This is a genomic window from Devosia chinhatensis, from assembly GCF_000969445.1.
Classification (GTDB): domain Bacteria; phylum Pseudomonadota; class Alphaproteobacteria; order Rhizobiales; family Devosiaceae; genus Devosia; species Devosia chinhatensis.
Genome location: NZ_JZEY01000039.1, coordinates 1 through 499, shown reverse-complemented (window position 1 = coordinate 499; position 499 = coordinate 1). Strand labels below are relative to the sequence as shown.

At 54.9% G+C, this 499-nt stretch carries 1 protein-coding gene; it reads left to right on the top strand.

Features of this window, described 5'->3' with window-relative positions; translation table 11 throughout:
• Nucleotides 1-170: 170 nt before the first annotated feature.
• Nucleotides 171-479 (top strand): hypothetical protein, encoded by a 309-nt coding sequence (locus VE26_RS17670; protein ID WP_152658650.1) that lies wholly within the window; start codon nt 171-173, stop codon nt 477-479.
• The last annotated feature ends 20 nt before the right edge of the window (nt 480-499 follow it).

Below are 499 nucleotides of genomic sequence, written 5' to 3'. Positions count from 1 at the left end.
AGGGAGAGAGTGTGTGGAGAGTGAGGGAGAAGCGGTGGAAGGGGAAAGGCAAGAGAGGGGAGAGGACGGAAGAGAGGGTGAGGTGGGAGGGTGGCAAGAGGGGAGCAGAAGGAGAGGGCGGAAAGGGGAGAGGGGAAGAGAGAGAGAGGTAGGAGGCAGGAGGTGAGGGTGTGAGGAGAAGAGGGAAGGGGGGAGGAAGTGAGAAGGAAGAAAAGAAAGGAGATGGAAAGGGGGAGGGAGGAGGGGGAAGGGGCAAGAGGAGGGAGCTGACAGGATGTAAACAACACATGACGACCGGAAAAGTGGGCCGAGTGCGGGGCAAAGGGGATCAGAGGATGCAAAAGGATAGAATGGGAGAAAAGCGAAGGAGCGGCGAAAAGAAAAGAAGAAAAAATATGGGAAACGGTGGAAGAGAAAAGAACGAGGAAGAGAGAGGGGAGGAACGAAAAGCAAAAAAAGGAGACAAAGAACGAAAGTAGGAACGTGCGAGGTGCGAGGG